This window comes from Agrobacterium leguminum, from assembly GCF_015704895.1.
Taxonomy (GTDB): Bacteria; Pseudomonadota; Alphaproteobacteria; order Rhizobiales; family Rhizobiaceae; genus Agrobacterium; species Agrobacterium leguminum.
Genome location: NZ_JADQWB010000040.1, coordinates 1 through 2,617 on the forward strand (window position 1 = coordinate 1; position 2,617 = coordinate 2,617).

The 2,617-nt window shown below is 60.3% G+C and carries 3 protein-coding genes; all 3 read right to left on the reverse strand.

Going from position 1 to position 2,617, the window contains the following annotated elements; genetic code table 11:
• Positions 1-767, reverse strand: a 767-nt coding sequence (locus I3J13_RS25530; RefSeq protein WP_196380675.1) for an ABC transporter ATP-binding protein, incomplete at its 3' end; no start/stop codon positions are given.
• A 12-nt stretch (positions 768-779) separates the two neighbouring features.
• On the reverse strand, positions 780-1,604 hold the full coding sequence (locus I3J13_RS25535) for a carbohydrate ABC transporter permease (protein WP_080837073.1): 825 nt from the start codon (positions 1,602-1,604) through the stop codon (positions 780-782).
• A gap of 239 nt (positions 1,605-1,843) precedes the next feature.
• A partial coding sequence (locus I3J13_RS25540) for a carbohydrate ABC transporter permease (protein ID WP_196380676.1) occupies positions 1,844-2,617 on the reverse strand: 774 nt, incomplete at its 5' end.

Below are 2,617 nucleotides of genomic sequence, written 5' to 3' on the forward strand. Positions count from 1 at the left end.
CCGGCGGTGGTGGCACCTTTTTGGCGGGCATAATCGCCGGTCACCAGGTTCATGCGCGGCGAGCCGATGAAGCCGGCGACGAAGAGGTTGGCGGGGGAGCGGTAAAGCTCCATCGGCGAGCCGACCTGCTCGATATTGCCGCGGTTGAGCACCACGATCTTGTCGGCCATGGTCATGGCTTCCACCTGGTCGTGGGTGACGTAGATCATCGTCGTCTTCAGCGTGTTGTGCAGCTCGGAGATTTCCAGCCGCATGGTGCCGCGCAGCGCCGCATCGAGGTTGGAGAGCGGTTCGTCGAACAGGAAGGCGGAAGGTTCGCGCACGATGGCGCGGCCGATGGCGACACGCTGGCGCTGGCCGCCTGAGAGCTGCGAGGGCCGGCGTTCGAGATAATCGGTAAGGTTCAGCACCCGGGCGGCGTCTTCCACCTTTTTATCGATGATCGCCTTGTCGAGCTTGGCCATCTTCAGCGGGAAGGCGATGTTGTTCCTGACACTCATATGCGGATAAAGCGCATAGGACTGGAACACCATGGCAAGGCCACGCTCGGCCGGCGCCTTTTCGGTGACATCCTTGCCGTCGATGACGATCTTGCCGCCGGAGACGTCTTCCAGCCCGGCGATGAGGCGCAAAAGCGTGGACTTGCCGCAGCCGGAGGGGCCGACGAAGACGACGAATTCGCCGTCGTTGATATCGAGATCGATCGACGGGATGACTTTCGCCTCACCGAAGAGCTTGGACACGTTCTGAAGGGAAATGCTGCCCATGTTTGTCGTTCCTTATTTCACGGCGCCAAAGGTCAGGCCACGCACGAGTTGTTTCTGCGAGAACCAGCCGATGACGAGAATGGGGGCGATCGCCATCATCGAGGCGGCCGAGAGTTTTGCCCAGAACAGCCCCTGCGGGCTTGAGAAGGAGGCGATGAAGGCCGTCAGCGGCGCTGCATTGGTGGTCGTCAGCCGGATGGTCCAGAAGGCTTCGTTCCAGGCGAGGATGACGTTCAAAAGCAGTGTCGATGCAATGCCCGGCACCGCCATCGGTGTCAGCACATGGACGATCTCGTTCCACAAGGATGCGCCGTCCATGCGGGCGGCTTCCAGAATCTCGCCGGGGATTTCCCGGAAATAGGTGTAGAGCATCCAGATGACGATCGGCAGGTTGATGAAGGTGAGCATGATGGTGAGGCCAATGCGGGTATCGAGCAGGCCGGCATTGCGGAAGATCAGATAGATCGGCACCAGCACGGCGACGGCCGGCATCATCTTGGTGGAGAGCATCCACATCAAAATGTCCTTGGTGCGCTTGGTCGGCGAGAACGCCATGGCCCAGGCGGCGGGAATGGCGATGATCAGCGCGATGATCGTCGAGCCGAGCGACAGCACCACCGAGTTCATGAACGGCTTGAAGTAATCGCGCTGGGTCTGGACCGTCACGTAATTCTCAAGCGTGCCCGAGGGAATGAGGCTGAAGCCGGCGATCGCTTCCGGCTCGGTCTTGATCGAGGTGAGGAAGGCATAGAGGATCGGGAAGAACAGCAGGAGCGCCACGGCCCAGGCCGCGATGGAAAAGCCGATCTTCGCACGTGTGGTTGTCTTGCGGGCCATGATTAGACCTCCCCTGAGGTAATAGCGGCAAACGCACGGGGCCGTTTCGGTGCTGAGACGGAGACATCCGCTCCACCCTCATCCCTGTGCTTGTCACAGGGATCCAGCCAGCCCAAGTCTTTGGGCTGAGAAAGAGTCTTCCCGCCGCGCCGACGCGCGTCGGCTGGATTCCTGTGACGAGCACAGGAATGAGGGAGGTGGGGCGTTGATGCCGCAGATAGAACCATTGTCATATCCCCCTACCGGTCGAGGTTCTTGCCGACGGCGCGCATCAGGAAGATGGCGACGATATTGGCGAGGATGACGGCGATGATACCGCCGGCCGAAGCGCCGCCGACGTCGTAGCCTAAAAGCGCGGTGCGATAGATGAGGAAGGCGAGGTTGGTGGAGGCATAACCCGGGCCGCCATTGGTGGTGACGAGGATTTCCGCATAGACGCCGAGCAGGAAGATCGTCTGGATCAGGATGACGACGGTGATGGCGCGGGAAAGATGCGGCAGGGTCAGGTAGACGAAGCGATTGACGAAGTTGGCGCCATCCATCTCGGCCGCTTCCTTCTGCTCGCCATCGAGCGACTGCAGGGCGGTGAGCAGGATCAGCGTCGCGAACGGCAGCCATTGCCAGGCGACGATGATGATGATGGAGAGCAGCGGAAACTGCGCGAACCAGTCGACCGGCTGGAAACCGAAGAAGCGGGAGAGATCGGCAAGCACGCCGTAACCGGGATGCATGATCATGTTCTTCCACACCAAAGCTGCGACAGGCGGCATGACGAAGAAGGGCGAGATGATCATGATGCGCACGATGCCCTGGCCGAAAATGTCATTGTCGAGCAGAAGCGCAATGGCGATGCCGCCGATGACAGTGATCAGCAGCACGCCGCCGACGATCAGCAGCGTGTTCCAGATCGACTGGAAGAAGGCCGGATCGGTATAGAAATACTGGTAATTGAACAGACCGGCGAAGCTGACATTGGCCGGGTTGAGGAGATTGTAGTTCTGGAACGAGAACCA